Origin of the sequence: Lysobacter sp. MMG2 (assembly GCF_016735495.2) — a bacterium.
Classification (GTDB): domain Bacteria; phylum Pseudomonadota; class Gammaproteobacteria; order Xanthomonadales; family Xanthomonadaceae; genus Lysobacter_J.
Genome location: NZ_JAERQY020000002.1, coordinates 451,503 through 470,912, shown reverse-complemented (window position 1 = coordinate 470,912; position 19,410 = coordinate 451,503). Strand labels below are relative to the sequence as shown.

The 19,410-nt window shown below is 68.7% G+C and carries 14 protein-coding genes; 9 read left to right on the top strand and 5 right to left on the bottom strand.

Translation table 11 applies throughout. The annotated features are described in order from the left end of the window. The first annotated feature begins 36 nt into the window (after nt 1-36). A complete protein-coding gene (locus tag JI752_RS10165; RefSeq protein WP_216963216.1) occupies nt 37-498 on the top strand; it encodes a hypothetical protein in 462 nt (153 codons plus the stop codon). A 16-nt stretch (nt 499-514) separates the two neighbouring features. Here the strand turns inward: JI752_RS10165 and JI752_RS10160 are convergent, their stop codons facing one another. The 3 genes from JI752_RS10160 to JI752_RS10150 are packed head-to-tail and all read right to left on the bottom strand — an operon-like array spanning nt 515 to nt 2,805. After that, nucleotides 515-1,063 (bottom strand): hypothetical protein, encoded by a 549-nt coding sequence (locus tag JI752_RS10160; protein WP_216963212.1) that lies wholly within the window; start codon nt 1,061-1,063, stop codon nt 515-517. 40 nt (nt 1,064-1,103) lie between these two features. After that, nucleotides 1,104-1,559: a DUF6491 family protein gene (locus tag JI752_RS10155; RefSeq protein ID WP_256448123.1), complete on the bottom strand. Its 456-nt coding sequence runs from the start codon at nt 1,557-1,559 to the stop codon at nt 1,104-1,106. Further along, complete coding sequence (locus JI752_RS10150; protein WP_216963205.1) at nt 1,540-2,805, bottom strand: tetratricopeptide repeat protein; 1,266 nt, start codon at nt 2,803-2,805, stop codon at nt 1,540-1,542. The genes JI752_RS10155 and JI752_RS10150 overlap by 20 nt, the downstream gene beginning before the upstream one ends. Before the next feature lie 433 nt (nt 2,806-3,238). On the opposite strand from JI752_RS10150, the gene JI752_RS10145 reads away from it, so the two are divergent. Further along, nucleotides 3,239-3,925: a MarC family protein gene (locus JI752_RS10145; protein WP_216963201.1), complete on the top strand. Its 687-nt coding sequence runs from the start codon at nt 3,239-3,241 to the stop codon at nt 3,923-3,925. Between the two features lie 37 nt (nt 3,926-3,962). Beyond that, nucleotides 3,963-5,396, top strand: a complete 1,434-nt coding sequence (locus tag JI752_RS10140) for a basic amino acid/polyamine antiporter (protein ID WP_216963198.1) — start codon at nt 3,963-3,965, stop codon at nt 5,394-5,396. A gap of 25 nt (nt 5,397-5,421) precedes the next feature. On the opposite strand, the gene JI752_RS10135 is transcribed toward JI752_RS10140, so the two are convergent. Continuing rightward, complete coding sequence (locus tag JI752_RS10135; protein ID WP_216963194.1) at nt 5,422-8,517, bottom strand: sensor histidine kinase; 3,096 nt, start codon at nt 8,515-8,517, stop codon at nt 5,422-5,424. A 403-nt stretch (nt 8,518-8,920) separates the two neighbouring features. On the opposite strand from JI752_RS10135, the gene rfbB reads away from it, so the two are divergent. The 5 genes from rfbB (at nt 8,921) to JI752_RS10110 (ending at nt 14,428) form a co-directional block, all read left to right on the top strand. Continuing rightward, a complete protein-coding gene (rfbB, locus tag JI752_RS10130; RefSeq protein ID WP_216963191.1) occupies nt 8,921-9,973 on the top strand; it encodes a dTDP-glucose 4,6-dehydratase in 1,053 nt (350 codons plus the stop codon). A 9-nt stretch (nt 9,974-9,982) separates the two neighbouring features. After that, entirely contained in the window at nt 9,983-10,864 is an 882-nt protein-coding gene (rfbA, locus tag JI752_RS10125) for a glucose-1-phosphate thymidylyltransferase RfbA (RefSeq protein ID WP_216963188.1), read from the top strand. Then, on the top strand, nt 10,861-11,418 hold the full coding sequence (gene rfbC / locus JI752_RS10120; RefSeq protein ID WP_216963174.1) for a dTDP-4-dehydrorhamnose 3,5-epimerase: 558 nt from the start codon (nt 10,861-10,863) through the stop codon (nt 11,416-11,418). The genes rfbA and rfbC overlap by 4 nt, the downstream gene beginning before the upstream one ends. 10 nt (nt 11,419-11,428) lie before the next feature. Next, on the top strand, nt 11,429-12,325 hold the full coding sequence (rfbD, locus tag JI752_RS10115) for a dTDP-4-dehydrorhamnose reductase (RefSeq protein WP_216963171.1): 897 nt from the start codon (nt 11,429-11,431) through the stop codon (nt 12,323-12,325). A gap of 108 nt (nt 12,326-12,433) precedes the next feature. Then, nucleotides 12,434-14,428, top strand: a complete 1,995-nt coding sequence (locus JI752_RS10110; RefSeq protein WP_216963168.1) for a S9 family peptidase — start codon at nt 12,434-12,436, stop codon at nt 14,426-14,428. A 69-nt stretch (nt 14,429-14,497) separates the two neighbouring features. Here the strand turns inward: JI752_RS10110 and JI752_RS10105 are convergent, their stop codons facing one another. Continuing rightward, nucleotides 14,498-16,276, bottom strand: a complete 1,779-nt coding sequence (locus JI752_RS10105) for an oligopeptide:H+ symporter (protein WP_345777348.1) — start codon at nt 16,274-16,276, stop codon at nt 14,498-14,500. Between the two features lie 1,130 nt (nt 16,277-17,406). Here JI752_RS10105 and JI752_RS10100 point away from each other — a divergent pair. After that, a complete protein-coding gene (locus JI752_RS10100) occupies nt 17,407-19,347 on the top strand; it encodes an oligopeptide transporter, OPT family (RefSeq protein ID WP_216963165.1) in 1,941 nt (646 codons plus the stop codon). Nucleotides 19,348-19,410 lie beyond the last annotated feature (63 nt).

The following is a 19,410-nucleotide window of genomic DNA, read 5'->3' as shown; positions in this document are numbered from 1 at the left end:
CCGTTTCCCTAAACCGTCCCGTGCGAGGAGGCCCTCATGTACCGGATCATCCTGTGGATCGCGATCGGCATCGTGCTCGCCCTCGTCGCCGTGTATCGGATTCCGGTCTGGCCGACGGCGCGCTCGACGGGCACGGTCGAACATTGCACGAACCTGACCGAGCCGGTGACGCGCGCCGTCGCGCGTCAGGAACTGGAACGCCACCGTCGCGCCGCGGCGGACGGAACCGACGCCGAGCGCCTCTCGCGCCGCACGGGCGAGGTGGCCGAAACGCGCCGCGCCGGCGCGGTGTACAGCGCCACCCGGCAGAACGAACTGGCCGATGCGGATTGCGTCCTCGAACTGGAGCAGATCGCCAGCGGCGAGCGCCTGAGCGCGGCACGCGGCGAATGGCTGCGCGTCACCGGGCTGATCCTGATCATCAGCATCGGCCTGCTCATCGCGCTGTACCTGGGGCGCATGGCCGCGCTCAAGCGCGGCTGGATGCGTCGGCGTTGAAGCGGCGCAACGCCGGCTAGGGCGTGCGCGTTCGGGCCTGCACGAACGCCCGCGTCATGTCGCGGGCGGCAGGCACGCCGGCCCCCTCCAAGCGCGCCTTTGCGTAAAGGCCCAGGACCGGCTCCAGCGGCGGCACCGATCCCGGCGCCATGCCCTCGGTGGCGAACAACGCGGCATCGAGTACATCGAGCACGTCCTCGGGATGTTTCTTCGCGATCGAGTCGCGCGTGATCAGCGCCAGCTGGGCGGCCTTCTCCTTGCTCGTGCGGAAGCGCCCGGAGACCCGCGTGACGAGTGCATCCGCGCGCTGGATGCGCGGTGCGTTGGAGGGCAGGGTGCGCCCGGCTTCCTGGTTGAGCATGCGATGCCCGGGCGACATGCCGCGTTCCAGCAGCGCGCCGTGCGTGCCCGCTTCGTTGGCGCGTCGTTCGTAGACGGAAACCATGAGGACCACGACCAGCGCCGCCGCCGCGATCACCCCGAGCATCGTCCGCCCCGTTACACCGCCGCACCGGCGCGGCGAACCGCTCCGGGCAAGGGACGGGCGGATGCGATCGTCGGTCATGGCGCCTCTCCTGCGGCCAGCGTGGGCGGAAGATCCGGTGTCATTGGGCTTCGTCTTCGACGGTACGAAGTTCGTCCGGAAGGGCGAGGCCCGGCGTCGGTAGCGGGCTGATCAGCATGATCGGGCAGGGCGGGCGCTGCATCGGCGGCGATCCGGGCAGCGACAGCACGCGGATCGCGTCGATCCGCGTGCGCACGCGACCGTCGCCATGACCGATCCGGATCGCGCGCGCTTCGTCGAGCCCGTGGCAGGGCGAGGGCAGTTCAATGAGGAATCCCGTCTCGCGACGCGGCCATACGGCGAGCGCCTGGTCGCCGAGGGCCTCCCAGCGCATGTTACGCACGTAGGGAAAGTCCGCCACCGGCAGGCCCGCCTGCGCGCGGTAACGTGACAATCGCTCGCGCGGATCGGTGGGCGTGTGCGCGCAGGCGCAAAGCAGGATCATCCATGTGCACGCGAGCAGTCGCGCGATCGCGTCAGAAGTTCTTGCGCACATTGATCCACACTTCCGTGGAGCTGTAGTTGAAGCCGACGACGTTGCTCTGGTCGCGGATGTACAGCAGCTCCGGTCGCAGCGACCAACTCGGCAGGAACTCCCACACCACGCCCAGGCCGCCTTCGTAGAGGTTGTCCTCGCGCCGCAGGATCGCCTCCTCGTCCACTTCGTCGGGATGGAAGTGCACGCGGTCGGTGTTGTACGCATCGCGTTCCCACCAGACGAAGACGAAGGCATCCAGCGTGTCGCCGAAGGTGTAGTCCAGGTTGGCGGTTGCGCCGTACACGTCGGATTCGCCATCGGGTCGCGAGGTCGCGTAGTTGCGGCCGCCGTGTGCGGTGAAGGAGAAACTGGCGGCGCCGTCGGCGAAGGACGTGCTCCAGCCCAGCGACGCCGAGGCGTTGGTGCGGCTGCGGGCGCGCAGCGGGCCGCTGGGGTAGCGGCGTCGCTCCACCGACACGCCCATCGTCAGCTGGTTGTCCAGGTTGAGGTTGCGGCTGTAGTCGACGAAGCCGGCAACGTCGTTGCGGTAATCGCCGTTGCCGCGGTAGCTCACGCGGCCGCGCAGGCCCAGCGCGACGTTGCCATCGTCGACGCCGCGGCTGCCGGCGAAGCTCCAGCGCAGGTCGCGGTCGTCGCGAGACTCCTCGTCGTAGAAGCGTTGCCGGTAGTCGAGCGTGCCGTCGATCGCATAGCCGTTGCCGAAGGAATGGTTGATTCCGCCGCCGGCGCGCAGGTTCCAGAACAGTTCGTCGCGATCGCCGCCGCCGAGGACGTTGGTCCCGCGCGTGGAATTGACGCGGTAGCGGCCATAGCCCGCTACGGCGTATCCGAAGGCCGTCGTGCTGCGTTCGTTCTCCAGCACCTCGCGCGCGGCGTCGTCGTAGATCTCCACCTGCGTGAGCAGGTCGGACGGGAGGTTCTCGAAGCGCAGTGCGACCTCGAACTGGTCGCGGGCCTTCGCGTACTGCCCCAGCGCGCGAAACGCGCGACCGAGGGCGAGGTGGGCCTCGGTGTCGTCCGGATCGAGCTCGATGCTGTGCTCCAGGGCGACGCGCGCCTGCTCGGCGTTGCCCGTGCCGAGCGCGGCGCGACCGAGCAGGTAGAAGAAGTTCGCGTCCTGCGCGTGCGAGTTCGCCAGCGGCGCGAGCAGTTCATAGCTCTGCTGGTACTGATGGTCGCGCACCATCGTCTCGGCCTGCTCCAGCGCAGGGTCCTGGGCATGCGCCGCGAAGCAGACGCACAAGCATGCGGCGCAGGCGATGCGCCAACCCTTCCGGCTGAGACGCGAGCGACCAGGCGATGGGCAAGGGCGTCGCATGGCTCCTCCATGCCAGAGCGGACTGGATGCCGTCGCAGATCCGACGCGGGCGACGGTGCCGGTAATACGCCAACTTCCATGGACGAGATGCCGGTGAGGTTCGAAGGCCCCGGGGTCGTGGCAGGTCGCTCCGCGCCCTACTTATCACACGCGCATGGCGGCGCCTCCACCATTCCTTCACGGGTTCGTGACGCGCGCGGCTCCATCGTCCGGTCGCAGCGCGCAGGGTGCATCACCGTGGCCGCGCTCTTCCGCGCGACCGTGAGCACCCGATGGCGCAAGCGCGGCCAGATCGGGATCCGGGCACGCGAATCCGGCCTGTCCGCCGCATGGCGAAGTTGACCGAAGGGAGCAGCCGATGACGTACGGCGAGTCATTCCTGATCGAGTTCGCCAAGGATCTCGTGTTGATCCCGATGACGCTGCTGCCCATCATCAATCCGCTGAGCTCCGCGCCGGTGTTCGTCGCCACCGTCGGTCGCCATCCGGCGTCGGCCAAGCGGCTTGCGCGGCAGATCTCGATCAACAGCTGGTTCGTCATCGTCGTGTCGATGCTGATCGGCACCTACGTGCTGCGCGTTTTCGGAATCTCGCTGCCGATCGTGCGCCTGGGCGGCGGATTGCTGGTGGCGGCAGCCGCGTGGCGCATGCTCGGTGCACAGCACGGCGAGGACGAGATGCACGCCGCCGCCGTGGACGAAGCCCGCGCGCTGTCGCAACAGGAGATCCTCAGCCGCAGCTTTTTTCCGATGACCTTTCCGCTGACCACCGGTCCCGGCACCATCGCCGCGTCGATCGCGCTTGGCACCGAGTTTCCGATGACCACGCCCGCGCTCTACCTGACGGGCCTGGCGATCTGCGCGGGCGGCGCGACGCTGGTGAGCATCGTGCTGTACTACATCTTCAAGAACGCCGCTGCCGTGCTCGGCAAGCTCGGGCCCGCCGGCACGCTGGTGATGATGCGGCTGATGTCGTTCATCCTGCTGTGCATCGGCATCCAGATCATGTGGAACGGCTGGGCCGAGCTCAACGGCATCGTCAGTTGAGGCGAACCGTGCACATGCATCGACAAGGAGAGCGCCGATGAGCACGCCGCAGGCCAAGACGCTCTCGTTCGGCGCGTTGTTCGCGCTGGTCGTGGGTTCGATGATCGGCTCGGGCATCTTCGCGCTGCCGGCCGCGTTCGCGCGTGCCACCGGCGTGGTGGGCGCGAGCATCGCCTGGCTCATCGCCGGCGGCGGCATGCTGATGCTGGCCTTCACCTTCCTGATCCTATCGCGACGCCGGCCGGATCTGGATTCGGGCATCTACGCCTATGCCCGGGCCGGTTTCGGCGGCTACGCCGGCTTCATGTCGGCGATCGGCTACTGGATCGGCTGCTGCCTGGCGGACGTGGCCTGCCTGGTGCTGATCAAGGCGACGATCGGTCAGTTCGTGCCGGCGTTCGGCGATGGCACGACCGCGCTGGCGATCGTGTCCGCGTCGCTGCTGCTGTGGGGCGTGCACCTGCTGATCCTGCGCGGCGTGCGTGAGGCCGCCGCGCTCAACACCATCGCCACCATCGCCAAGCTAGTGCCGATCGCCACCTTCATCTTCGTCGTCATCGTGGGCTTCCGGCGCGATGTGTTCGCGGCCAACCTGTGGGGCGGGGACGAGGCCACGTTCTCCGGCGTGGCCGGCCAGGTGCGCGCGACGCTGCTGGTGACGGTGTTCGCGTTCGTCGGCATCGAAGGCGCAAGCGTCTACTCGCGCTACGCCCGTAGGCGCGAGGACGTGGGCCTGGCGACCGTGCTCGGCTTCTTCGGCGTGCTCTGCCTGCTGATCATGGTGACGATGTTCTCCTACGGCATCCTGCTGCGGCCCGAACTCGCCGCGCAGCCCACGCCGGCGATGGCGGGCGTGATGGAGGCGGTGGTCGGTCCGTGGGGGCGTGTCTTCGTCAGCGTGGGGTTGCTGATCTCGGTGCTGGGAAACTACCTGTCATGGTCGCTGCTGGCGGCCGAGGTGCTGCATTCGGCGGCGCGCGACGGCACCGTGCCCGCGGCGCTGGCGCGCGAGAATGCACGCGGTGCGCCGGCGGCCGCGCTTTGGCTTACCAATTCGCTGATCCAGGCGTTCCTGCTGGTGACCTGGTTCGCCGAGTACGCCTTCCTGCTCGCGCTGAAGATGACCGGCGCGATGACGCTGGTCCCGTACCTGCTGGTCGGCGCTTACGGAGTGAAACTGGCGTGGACGGGTGAAACCTTCGCGGCCGACGAGTCCGCGGCGCGTCGCCGCGCGCTGCTGTGCACCGTGCTGGCCACGGCGTATGCCGCCGCGATGCTGACCTTCGGTGGCACGCGGTACCTGCTGTTCACCGCGCTGCTGTACGTGCCCGCCACGATCCTGTTCGTGCTGGCGCGCAGGGAAGAAGGCAAAGCGGTGTTCACGCGCGGGGAGCGCATGGTGTTCGTGCTGCTGTGCGTCGCAGCGGCGATCGCGCTGTACGGACTCGCCACCGGAGCACTCACGGTCTAGCCGGGCGCATGCATCGTGGCATGCGCTATCGCCATGGCAGCCGATCGAGCAGTCGTCGCCAATACGATGAACGCGTGGGACGCGCATACGCCGCGGCGGCGGGCACGCGCAGGGCGACTTCGGTACCCGCGCCCGGGCGCGACAGCACGTCCAGGTGCGCACCCAGTCGTTCGGCGCGCTCGGACATGCCGTCCAGTCCCCAGTGGCCGGGACGGTTGGGCGTGTGCTGGTGCATGCCGACGCCGTCGTCGCGTACGCGCAGGCGCAGTTCGCGCTGGTGATAACCCACTTCGATCTCCACCGCGTTCGCACGCGCATGCTGGAGTGCGTTGAGGACCGCTTCGCGGCCGATCAGGTACAGCTCCTCGGCGACGCCGGGCAGCAGGGCACGCGGCTTTCCTTCCTCGATCAGGCGCATGTCCGGCAATGGCTGGGTGAGGATCTCGTCGCGCACGTGCAGCAGCGCGCTGCCCAGGTCGTGCCAGTACTGCACGTCGCCGCGCAGTCCGCGCACGCGGTCGCGTCCTTCGGTCAGCGCGTGCTCGGCCAGGTCCAGCGCCTTCTCCAGATCCTCGCGCACCGGATCGTCTTCGCGAAGGCCCTGGCTGGCCGCGTGCAGCCGCAGGATCAATCCCTGGGTGCCCTGCAGCAGCGTGTCGTGCAGTTCACGCGCGATGCGCTCGCGCTCCATGTAGCGCTCCTGCATGCGCAGGCGGATCTGACCGGCGAGATGGCGAAGGCGGAGCAGGTAAGCGATCCACAGCACCGAGATCGCCAGCAGCGCGCACAGCAGGCGGAACCACGCCGTCTGGTAGTAGCGCGGCGCGATCGTGAGCCGCTGCGATGCGCCCAGTTCGTTCCACACGCCGTCGTTGTTGGCGGCGATGACGCGGAAGGTATACGTGCCCGGGCCTGGATCGCTGTAGAAGGCGACGCGTCGCGTGCCGGCGTCCTGCCAGTCCTGGTCGTAGCCCTCCAGCTTGTAGCGGAACCGCACGCGCTCGGGAATCGACAGGCTCAGCGCGGTGTAGGCGATCTGCAGGTTTCTGACGCCGGCGGGCAATGCCAGTGTCTGCGCGCCCACGCCCCAGGTGCGGTCGTTGGCGAGCAGCGAACGGATCCGCACCGGTGGCGGAATCGGATTGCGCGCGATCGCCGCCGGATCGATCGACACCACGCCGCTGGTGGTGGCGAACCACAGCTGGCCGTCGTCGGTCTGCACGGCGGTGGGCAAGGGGCGGAACTGCGCCGGGATGCCCGGTACGCCGTCGAGGAAATCGAAGCGTTCGTACACGCGGCCTTCGCCCGACTCGAACAGGCGCGGTACCCGTGCGGCCGGCACGTGCACGATTCCGCGTGCGCCGTTCAACCACAGGTCGCCCTCGCGCGTTTGCACGATGCCGGAGATGCCGAGGAACGGATCGTCGGCGCCCGCGAGGACGCTTCGCACGCGACCCTCGCGATACAACGCCAGCCCGCGTTCGCCGCCGATCCAGATTCCGTCCGCGCCCTCGAACAGCGCGGTAACGTTGCCCACGTTCAGTCCCTGTGCGGTGTCGAGAAGTTGCAGCGCGCCGCGGCGCATCAGCGTGATCTTGTTGCGCGCGAAGCCCATCCACAGCGCGCCGTCGTTCGCCGCCAGCAGCGTGAGCGGCGAGGAGCCTTCCGGCATGCCCCGCAGGTCCTGGAAGTGCTGCCACTTTCCCTGCGCCAGCCGGTAGACGCCGGGCGTGTTCAACGACACCCACAGCGCGCCGTCGCCATCCTTCGCGATGGCCTGCACGCCGGAGTAGTCGCGCACGGGCAGCGCGGTCACTTCCGTCGCGCGGCCCGCGCGCAGCGCCCACAGGCCGTCGGGCCCGCCGAGCCATACGACGCCGTCGCGGTCGCGATGCGCGGCGGTGATCGGCGCGGGCACGTCGAGGAAGGTCAGCCGATCGCCGTGCAGGTGCATGAGCGGCCGGTTTCGGGTGCCTGCCAGCAACGCCCCGCTGTCGTCGGGGGCGATGGCGAAATCCTGCGCGCCTTCCGGAAGCAGCGCCGGCACCACGTTGGAATGGCGGAAGCGGTCGAGCCCGCGGCTGCTGCCGATCCAGACCGTGCCTTCGCGGTCTTCCAGGATCGGTTGCACGTAATCCGAACTGAGCCCGTCGACCCGGCGGAACGCTTCGAACGCCCGCGTCGCCTCGCCACCCGCCGCGGCGGTGGGATGCGCGAGCCGGAACACGCCTTCGCCCAGCGTGGTCGCCCACAGCGTCCCGTCGCGATCGAACAGCAGCCCGGCCGATGGCAGGGTGAGGGCGCGCGTGGCCGGCGTGGCATCCAACGGCAATGCGCGCACGGCGCCGTCGGATTCGGCGACCCAGATGCTGCCGTCGGGCGCCTGTGCGATCTGGCTGATCCGCCCGACCGGCGCGGCCACGCTCTGGAACGTCGTTGCACCCTTGCGAAGGAACGCCACTTGATGCTCCGTCGCCACCCACAGCGTGCCGGCGGCGTCGACGAACACCGTGCGCGCCTGCTTTCCCGGGTACCGCCACTGCGGCCCCAGCCGTTCCCAGCGATGTCCGCGTAGGCGGACGAGGCCGGTGAACGTGGCCGCCCACAAGGTGCCGTCGTGGTCCTGTGCGAAGCGGAACACCGTGCTGGTGGGCAGGCCGTCGGCCTCGCCGTAGTGGGTGATCCGGTCGCCTTCGATGAAACTCACCGCGCCATAGCGGAACCCCACCCACAGCCCGCCGTTCGCCGGTGCGTACAGCGTGGAGATGCTTGCGGCGGGGAAGGCGTTCGAACCGGTCGGCTCGAAGCGCTCGAACTGGACGCCATCGAAGCGGAACAGGCCGATCTGCGTGGCCAGCCACAGATAACCGTCGCGCGTCTGCGCCAGCGCCGTGACCTGACCGGGCGCGCCTTCCTTCACCGTCCAGGCGGTGTGGTGGAACTGGCCGATGCGCCGCGTCGCGTCCAGTGCGTGCGCGGCATCGGCGACCAGCAGGGCGAACAGGCAGCACATCGACGCCAGCATCGCGCGCACGGCGCTTCGCGCAGGGTGCACTTTGCCGCCTCGCTCGTTGGACGCGTTGGCCAACCCGATCTCCTCGCGAACGTCATGCAGTGGCACGCGTTCCCCGCGCTCGTCAGTGCCTTCCCTGTAGGCCGTGCCCACGATCACCCGGCCCGATGCGGCGGGGGTCGTTCTCGGCGCTGGCCTGCACCGCATTGTGGCCTATCCCGTCGTGGCGCGGCAGCGCGGTTCAGGCGCCGTTGCAGCCATCGGATGATTGCGACCGGTTGCGCAAGATGGCGGGCCGAAACGGCCGTCCTGTGGGCATGCGGGACGGCTTTCTGGGATACTCTGCGGCGGCGAGCGGTGGCGGATCAGAGCGCTTTCAGACCCGCGCGTTGGCGTCGCCCCGGACCGGGGCCGACCGCCGACGCCGCAATGGCCTTCGGCCCCTCGGTGGCCGGACCCGCCTGATGCGGGCATGCCCTCGTCCTTCATGACATTCGAGCAAGGAGTTCCAGTGGCGACGTGGCTTGTGACCGGGGGCGCCGGCTTCATCGGCGGTAATTTCGTGTTGGATGCGGTGCGCCGGGGCACCAAGGTCGTGAACCTGGATGCGCTGACCTACGCCGGCAACGTCGACACCCTGGCCTCGCTCCAGGACGATCCGCGCCATAGCTTCGTGCACGGTGACATCGGCGATGCCGCGCTCGTCGCGCGACTGCTGCGCGAGCATCGTCCGCAGGCGGTGATCAACTTCGCCGCCGAGAGCCACGTGGACCGTTCCATCGACGGCCCGGCCGCGTTCGTGCAGACCAATGTCGTTGGCACGCTGGCGTTGCTGGAAACCGTGCGCGACTACTGGCGTGGCCTGGAGGCCGCCGAGCGCGACGCGTTCCGCTTCCTGCACGTGTCCACCGACGAGGTGTACGGCTCGCTCGGCGAGACGGGCAAGTTCACCGAAGAAACGCCGTACGCGCCGAACTCGCCGTACTCCGCGTCCAAGGCCGCCTCCGACCATCTGGTGCGTGCGTTCCACCACACCTACGGGCTGCCGGTGCTCACCACCAACTGTTCGAACAACTACGGTCCGTACCAGTTTCCCGAGAAGCTCATCCCGCTGATCATCGCCCGCGCACTGGCCGGCGAGCCGCTGCCCGTGTACGGCGACGGCCGCAACGTGCGCGACTGGCTCTTCGTGGGCGACCACTGCGCGGCGATCCGGCGCGTGCTGGAAGCCGGACGCACGGGCGAGACCTACAACGTCGGCGGCGACGCCGAGCGCCGCAACATCGACGTAGTCACCACCATCTGCCGCCTGCTCGACGAGCGCCGCCCGCTGGCCGCTGGCCGCGCGCGCGAATCGCTGATCACCTTCGTCGCCGACCGTCCCGGCCACGACCGCCGCTATGCGATCGATGCGTCCAAGATTCAGCGCGAACTGGGCTGGTCGCCGACGGTGACCTTCGAGGAAGGCATCGCGCAAACCGTGCAGTGGTATCTGGATCACCAGCCGTGGGTGCAGCGTGTGCTCGACGGCAGCTATCGACTTGAACGCATCGGTCAGGCCTGAGGCACTCCCATGAACCGCAAGGGCATCATCCTGGCCGGCGGCACCGGCACGCGGCTGTATCCGATCACCAAGGGCGTCAGCAAGCAGCTGCTGCCGGTGTACGACAAGCCGATGATCTACTACCCGCTCAGCGTGCTGATGCTGGCGGGCATCCGCGAAGTGCTGGTCATCAACACGCCGCACGAGCAGTCGCTGTTCCAGGCGCTGCTCGGCGACGGTTCGCAATGGGGCATGCGCATCGAGTACGCCGTGCAGCCCAGTCCGGACGGACTCGCGCAGGCGTACCTGATCGGTCGCGATTTCGTCGCCGGCCAGCCCAGTTGCCTGGTGCTTGGCGACAACATCTTCCACGGCCCCGGGCTGACGGGGATGCTCAAGCGCGCCGGCGAGCGTGACGGCGCGACCGTGTTCGGCTACTGGGTGCGCGATCCGGAGCGCTACGGCGTGGCCGAGTTCGACCAGGACGGCCGCGTGATCGGCCTGGAAGAAAAGCCCGCGCGTCCGCGTTCCAACTACGCCATCACCGGGCTGTACTTCTACGACGGCCGCGCCAGCGACTTCGCCGCGCAGCTCAAGCCTTCCGCGCGCGGCGAGCTGGAGATCACCGATCTCAACCGGCGCTATCTCGACGAACGTGCGCTGCACCTGGAGCAGCTCGGACGCGGATACGCGTGGCTGGACACCGGCACGCACCAGTCGCTGCTGGAAGCGTCCAACTACATCGAGACGATCGAAGCGCGGCAAGGCCTGCGCGTGTGCTGCCCGGAGGAGATCGCCTGGAACAACGGCTGGATCGATGCCGCGCAGCTCAACGAACTCGCCCGCCCGCTGGCGAAGAACGGTTACGGCGAATACCTGATGAGCCTGGCCGAGCGGGGCCCGGTGCCGTGAAGGTGATCCAGACCGATCTGCCGGGATGCCTGGTGATCGAGCCCCGCGTGTTTGCCGACGATCGCGGCGATTTCTTCGAATCGTTCAATCACGACAAGCTCGCCGCGCATGGGCTGCAACCCGCGTTCGTGCAGGGCAACATCTCCACCTCGCGCAAGGGCGTGCTGCGTGGGCTGCACTACCAGTGGCCGAAGCCGCAGGGCAAGTACGTGTCCGTCATCGAGGGCGAAGTGTGGGATGTGGCGGTCGACATCCGTCGCGGCTCGCCGCATTTCGGTCGCTGGACCGCGGTGCTGCTCAGCGGAGAGAACAAGCGCCATGTGTGGATTCCGGAAGGCTTCGCACACGGCTTCGTGACGCTGAGCGAACGCGCGGTGTTCAGCTACCTGTGCACCGCGACCTACGACGCCGCGGCCGATGCCGCGATCCGCTGGAACGACGCGCGGCTGGCGATCGACTGGCCCGTCAGCGACATCACGGTGTCGGACAAGGACGCGCGCGCCCCGTTCCTGGAAGACGTTCCGGAAGACCGTCTGCCGGTGTACTCGCCGTGACGCGGGCCGCGTGAAGCTCCTGCTCGTCGGCGCGAACGGCCAGGTCGGGCATGCGCTGACGCGCAGCCTCGCGCCGCTGGGCGAGGTCGTCGCGACCACGCGCGGCGGCACGCTCGAAGTCAGTGCGCGCTGCGAGGCACTGGACCTGGGCGATGCGGACGCGATCGCGCCGCTGGTCGAACGCGTGCAACCCGACGCCGTCGTCAACGCCGCCGCGTACACCGCGGTGGACCGCGCCGAGGACGAAGCGGAACTGGCGATGCGCATCAACGCGCGGGCGCCGGAGCGGCTTGCGCAGACGTGCGCGTCGCTCGACATCCCGCTGCTGCATTACTCCACCGACTACGTGTTCGACGGAACAAGCACGCGCCCGTACCGCGAGGGCGACGCCACCGCGCCGCTGGGCGTGTACGGCCAGAGCAAGCTCGCCGGCGAGCAGGCCATCGCGGCCAGCGGCGCGCGCCATCTCATCCTGCGCACCGCCTGGGTCCATGGCCTGTACGGGCAGAACTTCCTGCGCACGATGCTGCGCCTGGGCGCCGAGCGCGACGCGCTGCGCGTGGTCGCCGACCAGCACGGCTGCCCGACGCCGGCCTGGCTGATCGCCGACGTCACGGCGACGATCCTGCGCCGCGGCATCGTCGAATCCGGCGTGCGCCATCTGGTCGCCACCGGCGAGACGACGTGGCACGGATTCGCCGAGGCGATCTTCGACGAGGCGGTGGCATCCGGTCGCATCGCGCGCCGGCCGGTCGTGCATCCCATCGCCACCGCGGACTACCCAACCCGCGCGGCACGGCCCGCGTACTCGGTGCTCGCCACCGATCGACTGCGGTCGGAATACGGCCTGGAATTGCCCCACTGGCGCGCGGCCCTGCGCGAAACCTTCGCGGCCGAAACCGACTGACATCGCACGACGGCGCGTGGGTCGATGCGCTAGGCTTCGGCCACGCACACCGGCGGCGCCAAGGGGGCGGCCACGGAAGGTGCAGTGCCGATAGGGAAGGGGGAAAACATGAAGCAGTTGTTCCTGGCGGCAGCGCTGACGGCGCTGTCTTCGCCGGCCATGTGCGCGGACGTGGACGTTTCGGCGTACGTTCGCAAGGATCAGTTCGGAGACATCTTGATCTCGCCCAATGGCAGTCACTTCGCGGCCACCGTGCCGCTGGAGGACCGCACCGTGCTGGCGGTGATCGAGCGCGGCACCAACAAGCTGACGGGCAGCTTCAACGTGGGCCGCAACACCGAGATTTCCGAATTCGCCTGGGTCACGCCCGACAGGCTGCTCTTCGGCACCGCCAGGAAGTTCGGCGCGCTCGCCCGCCCGCAGCTCACCGGCAACCTGTACGCGATGAACGCCGACGGCAGCAAGCTCGACATCCTGGTCGGGCAGGACATCGACGACGGCGGCCCGGGCACGTCGATCAAGCCCAAGAAGGGCAACAACAAGATCGCCGCGTTCCTGATCGATGCGCCGCCGGCGGACACCCGCTCGGTGCTGGTCGCGGCGTTGCCGTACACCTACGGTCCGGCGGACGTGTTCACCACGGTCGAACGCCTGGACCTGTTCAGCGGCCGGCTCTCGCGCGTGGCCACCGTGCCGGTGCGCAACGCCGGTTTCGCGCTCGACAACCAGGGCCAGGTGCGCTTCGCCTCCGGCGCCAACGCCGACCGCATCCGCAAGCTGTACTACCGCGCCAACGACGGCGCGGAGTGGGAGCTGATGACGATCGAGAAGAACGGCCTGTTCGAGGAGCCGGTCGGCTTCTCCGCCGACGACAGCATTGCGTACCTGCAGGTCGAGCAGCCCGACGGTCCGGACGCGATCGTCGCGCTGGAACTGGCCACGGGCAAGCGCACCCAGGTGCTGCGCGACGACGACGTCGACCCGTCGCGCATCATCTACCGCAACGGCACGCATGTACCGATCGGCGCTTACTTCAACGACGGCCGCCCGCGCTCGGAGTTCTTCGATGCGCAGGCGCCGGAGGCGCGACTGCAGAAGAGCCTGGAAGGCGCGTTCGCCGGCAACGCGGTGACGATCACCTCGCAGACCAGCGACGGCGGCGTGGCCCTGGTGCAAGTCGCCAGCGCGCAGAACCCGGGCGATTTCTACCTGTTCGACACCAAGGCCAAGAAGGCCGAGCACGCGCTGGCGCGTCGCGAATGGTTCGATCCGGAGCAGCAGTCCCCCATGCAGCCGGTGACGTTCGCCGCGCGCGACGGCCTCACGCTGCACGGCTACCTGACGGTACCCAAGGGCAGCAGCGGCAAGAACCTGCCGATGGTGGTGATGCCGCACGGCGGCCCGTACGGCGTCCGCGACGTGTGGACCTTCGACGAAGAAGTGCAGATGCTCGCCGACGCCGGCTACGCGGTGTTGCAGGTGAACTTCCGCGGCTCCGGCGGTTACGGCGTGGCGTTCACTTCGGCCGGCCAGCGCGAGTGGGGCGGCAAGATGCAGGACGACGTGACCGACGCGACGCGCTGGGCGATCCAGCAGGGCATCGCCGACAAAGGCCGCATCTGCCTGTACGGCGGCAGCTACGGCGGTTATGCCTCGCTGATGGGCGTGGCGAAGGAGCCGGACCTGTACAAGTGCGCTGCCGGTTACGTCGGCGTGTACGACCTGCCGACGATGCACACACAGGGCGACATCCAGGAGCGCGGTTCGGGCGAGACCTACATCAACGATTGGATCGGCAAGCGCGATTCGCTCGGCGCGGTGTCGCCCAACCGCATGGCCGATCGCATCAAGGTGCCGGTGTTCCTCGCCGCCGGCGGCGAAGACCAGCGCGCGCCCATCACGCACAGCCGGATGATGGAACAGGCGCTGCGCAAGGCCGGCGTTCCGGTGGAGACGCTGTACTACAACGACGAAGGCCACGGCTTTTACATCGAGGCGCACCGCAAGGAGTTCTACACGCGCCTGCTCGCGTTCCTCTCTCGCAGCCTGGGTGGCTCGGTGGCGGCGACGGGCACCGGCGGCGAGGCGAAAGCCGCGAAGTAAGCACGCCGGCAGCCATCCTGCGACACCACGAACGACGCCCACGGGCGTCGTTCGTTTTTTGCGCGACGGTTACTTCACGCCGTGCATCAACCGCCGCAGCAGCGGCGCGGCGATCATCGCCAGCACCGCCCAGCCCAGGCCGATCCCCATCATCAGCCAGAACAGGTTGGCGTACTTGTCGCCGGCGACGGCGAAATCGATCGCGGCGCCTTCGGGCATGTCGAGCGCGGCGAGCTTGCCGAACAGCGCCGCGAGCGTTTCGGAAAACGCGGTCGCCAGGAACCAGGTGCCCATCATCAGGCTCATCACGCTCTTCACCGACAGCTGCGTGACGGCCGACAGGCCCACCGGCGCCAGGCACATCTCGCCGATCTCCAGCAGCAGGTAGGCCAGCACCAGCCACCACACGCTGGCGAGCTGGCCGCTGTCGCCGGCATGCTGCGCCGCCCACGCCAGCGGGATGAAGCTCAGGCCGGCGAACACCAGGCCGATGGCGGATTTCACCGGCTTGGACGGGTCCATGCCGCGACGGTCCAGCGCATCCCACAGCCGCGCGAACACCGGCGCCAGCAGCACCAGGAACAACGCGCCCAGGTAGGTCAGCGAGCCCGCCGTCTGCGGCAGCACCACGCAGTCGCGCAGCAGGAACACGAGCATCAGCACGATCGCGCCGGCGAACAGCAGCTTGGGCAGGCGCGAATCCGGATCGCGATCCGACAGCATCGCCGCCGCGACGAACGCCGCCGGCGCGAGCACCAGCGACACCGTCGACCACGGCCACGGCGTGCCTTCGCGGATCACCAGCGAGGGGAACACGTCCTTGGTCAGCAGCCGGTCGGTGAAGGTCACCCACGAACCGTAGGTCTGCTCATAAAGCGTGAAGTACACCAGCGCCATGAAGATCAGCGCCAGCAGCGCGATCATCTGGTGGCGCTGCTCGCGCGTGCAGCGCGCGGTGGTGAACCAGAAGAACCATCCCAGCACGGCGAGCATCACCAGCAGCATCAGCACCAGCGCGAGCGAGATCTCGCCGCCCAGCGCGAAGCGGCCATTGGCGACCGCCCACATCAGCGCCGCCAGCGGCACCAGCGCGAGCAGCGCGCCGAGGTAGATCGCCCATTCGCGCGGCAGGCCGAACACGCGCTCGCGCAGGCGCGCGGGGTCGGGCGGCTCGGCATGGCCGTGCAGGTACCTCTGCCCCCACAGGAACTGCGCCAGCCCCAGCAGCATGCCGATGCCGGCCGCGCCGAAGCCCCACTTCCACCCCAGCGTCTGGCCGAGATACCCGCACACCAACGCCGAGAACAGCGCGCCCAGGTTGATGCCGGCGTAGAACAGCGAGAAGCCCGAATCGCGGCGCGGATCGTTCTGCGGATACAGGCGGCCGACGATGGTGGAGATGTTCGGCTTGAGGAATCCCACGCCGACGATGATCAGCGCCAGCGAGAGATAGAACACGCGCAGCGCGCCTTCATCGCGCACCACGGTCGCGCCGCTGCCGCTGGCGGCGTGGCCTTCCACCGCCATGCCCAGGTGCCCGGCGACCAGCAGCAGCCCGCCGAAGACGACCGCCTTGCGCATGCCCAGGAAGCGGTCGGCGAGCAGTCCGCCGACGACCGGCAGGCAGTAGACGAGGCCGCCGTATGCGCCCAGCACGTCGAGCCCGGGGCCGTCGCCGAAGCGGTGGTGCTGCAGCAGGTAGAGCAGCAGCAGCGCCTTCATCCCGTAGAAGGAGAAGCGCTCCCACATCTCGGTGAAGAAACAGACGTAGACGCCCTTCGGGTGGCCAAAGAGTTCGTCGCGCGGGTTGCGGGCGACGTCCGCGGCACGGGGATCAGAGAGGTCGATGGCGGCCACGGCGGGCTCCGCGAAGGGTCGGGCGAGTATAGGAGCGCGCTCTGAAGTCGCGTGCGGATCAATGCAAAGGGCACGTAGCCCGGGTAAGCGCAGCGCACCCGGGGGCGTCACCACCCGATTCCCGGGTGCGCTGCGCTCACCCGGGCTATGCACGACGAGTTGCTGCAGGGGGGCGACGAGCACTCGGATGGGGTCGGACGGGCATCGGGATGAGGTCGAGCGGGCAGACCGATGCCCTCGCGAAGGCAGCCGGATGGGTGCCCGAACCCACTGCGATGGGTGCGCGAGGGCACCGGAATGCCCTCGCACGGGTGGTCCGGTGGGTGTGCGAGGGCGGCGATGGGTGCGTGAGGGTGACTCACTGCCTGCCGGCGGGCAGGTCACCGGGGTCGGGAGGGCATCGACATGGGGTCGCACAGGCACCGCAGACCTCGTTCGAGGGCAGCGGGTTGCTCGTTCGAGGGCATGGCGTTCCTCGTTCGAGGACGGTCCGATGCTCGTTCACCCGACGCCGCACCCCTCTCGAATCTCGTTATCCCGTCTACCTCGTCATCCCGGCGAAGGCCGGGACGCAGGCCATCACGCCTTCAAGCGCACCGCGTCGCGCACGGCCTCCCGACGTCATCCCAACTATCCCGTCATCCCGGCGAAGGCCGGGACCCAGGCCATCACGCCTTCCGGAGCGCCCATCGGCACCGTCAAGCTCGCCGGCACCAACACCGTCATCCCAGCGAAAGCGGGGATCCATTTGGCCTCTGTTCTTCAACGCGGAGCGAGCGTGGGAGGGAAAGACCAAGGTCAAGGTCAAGATGGATTCCTGCTTTCGCAGGAATGACGGGGAGGGGCTGACGGCATGAGGGAATCGCAACGCGTGCATTGCATACGGAAGGCGTGATGGCCTGGGTCCCGGCCTTCGCCGGGATGACGGTGTAGGTGGGGTTGTGAAGCCGCGCGATGCCTTCCGCTGGCGATCGCCGCTCACGCAGGCATACCGCCGCGTATCGCTGCACCGCCGCATCTTTGCCGCGTCCTGTCCATTTGCGCCGGGGTTTTTACAGTTCCCGGCGGGCAATGCGATGATCCGGGACCGCTCGGTCCACCGAGTCCACCTGGAGCTGCCGATGGCCTCGCCCGCGACGCCGCAATTAACCATCCGAGCCGTGCTGCTGGCCGTCGTGCTGGCGGTGATCCTCTCCGCCGCCAACGCCTACCTGGGCCTGTTCGCGGGCCTGACCATCGCCACCGCCATTCCCGCGGCCGTCGTCTCGATGGGCGTGCTGCGCCTGCTCGGCGGCGGCAGCATCCTGGAGAACAACATCGTCCAGACCGGCGCTTCCGCCGGTTCGTCGATCGCCGCCGGCGTGATCTTCACGATCCCCGCGCTGATCATCATGGGCTACTGGCCCGACTTCGAATACTGGTGGGTCGTCGGCATCGCCGGCCTGGGCGGCCTGCTCGGCGTGCTGTTCTCGGTGCCGCTGCGCCGCTCGATGATCGTCGAGGAGCCGCTGCCGTTCCCCGAAGGCAAGGCCGCGGCCGAAGTGCTCAAGGCCGGCGAGAACCCCGGCCCGGGGCTGAAGATCCTCGCCGTCGCCGGCGCGCTCGGCGCGCTGGTGAAGCTCGCCGCAGAGAGCGGCCTGCGCCTGATCCCCGACAACGCCGTCGCCTCGGGCTTCATCGGCAAGTACCTGGGCTACATGGGCACCAACCTGTCGCCGGCGCTGCTGGGCGTGGGCTACATCGTCGGGTTGAACATCGGCATCGTCGTGGTGTCCGGCTCCATCCTGTCGTGGCAGTTCGCGATTCCGATCTACCACGCGTTCTTCCTGCACACCGATCCGGCGCTGGCCGCGCAGATCGCAGGCGCGTCCGCCGCCGATGCGGGCGGCGCGATCTGGTCGGCGAAGATCCGTTACCTCGGCGTCGGCGCGATGCTGATCGGCGGTATCTGGACGCTGTTCTCGCTGCGCAATTCGCTGGCCTCGGGCATCAAGAGCGGCCTGGCCGCGGCGCGCAAGGGCGGTGGCCTGGCCGTTGCCGAAACCGAACGCGACCTGCCGATGAAGTGGATGCTCGTCGCGCTGGCCGTCTTCGTCGTGCCGCTGTGGATGCTGTACCACGCGATCGTCGCCAGCTGGGGCGTGAGCCTGACGATGACGATCATCATGATCGTCGCCGGCTTCCTGTTCGTGTCGGTGTCGGCCTACCTCGCCGGTCTCGTGGGTTCGTCGAACAACCCGGTGTCGGGCATCACGATTGCGACCATCCTGTTCGCCTCGCTGGTGCTGATGCTGTTGCTGGGCCGCGATTCGGCCATCGGCCCGGTCGCTGCGATCATGATCGGCGCGGTGGTGTGCTGCGCGGCCGCCGTCGGCGGCGACAACCTGCAGGATTTGAAGGCCGGCTACATCGTCGGCGCGACGCCGTGGAAACAGCAGTTGATGCTCGGCATCGGTGCGTTCTCGTGCGCGCTGATCATGGCGCCGGTGCTGAACCTGCTGGCGCAGGCCTACGGCATCGGTCCGCCGACGGCCACGCACCCCAACTCACTGTCCGCGCCGCAGGCGACGCTGATGGCGTCGGTGGCCAAGGGGCTGTTCGGCGGCAAGCTGCCGTGGGACATGATTGCGATCGGTGCCGTCATCGGTGCGCTGGTCATCGCGCTGGACGAGTGGCTGAAGTCGCGCAAGTCGCACTTCCGCGTGCCGGTGCTGGCCGCGGCCATCGGCATCTACCTGCCGCTGGAACTGATGGTGCCGATCTTCCTCGGCGGCCTGCTGGCGTACATCGTCGAGCGCCGCCACGGCCTGACGATCGACAGCGACGAAGCCGAGCGCGATCGCGTGCACCGTCCGGGCACGCTGTTCGCCGCCGGCCTGATCACCGGTGAAGCGCTGACGGGCATCCTGATCGCGATTCCGATCGTGGTCTCCGAACGCGCCGACGTGCTGTCGCTGGGCATGCACCTGGGGCCGTGGGTCGGCCTGGCGGTGCTGGCCGTCGTCGGCTGGCTGCTGTTCCGCTCCGGTGCGGGCAAGCACAACGCGCCAAGCAACGTCTGATCCACCTTCGTAACCACGGCCCGGCCCCGCGCCGGGCCGTGTGCCGTCCGAACCTCGCAATTC